Raw genomic sequence first — 216 nt, 5'->3', positions numbered from 1 at the left:
AAAAATACCTTTAAAAAGGTGTTCATTTTCTATTTGTTGGTGGCCAAAACCTTGCGCTATTTGTTGCGCTTGTTGTATGGCTTCTTGTGATTTTATTGTATAATTATTAAAGTTCATAGCTTAAATTTGTTTTTCTTTACACTGGGTAATAGTCAATAATCTTACCAACATAATTTAAGAGACAAAATGGCGGTTTTTAATCTGTTGTTAATGACT

Annotated in this window: 1 protein-coding gene; it reads right to left on the bottom strand. The window is 29.6% G+C overall.

The window, feature by feature from the left end; genetic code table 11:
- On the bottom strand, positions 1-117 hold a 117-nt coding region (locus FUA24_RS04925; RefSeq protein ID WP_148540279.1), incomplete at its 3' end, for a Clp protease N-terminal domain-containing protein.
- Between the last annotated feature and the right edge of the window lie 99 nt (positions 118-216).

This window comes from Seonamhaeicola marinus (genome assembly GCF_008085455.1).
The sequence above is the reverse complement of the archived record's forward strand: the minus strand, read 5'-3'. Positions and strand labels throughout refer to the sequence as shown.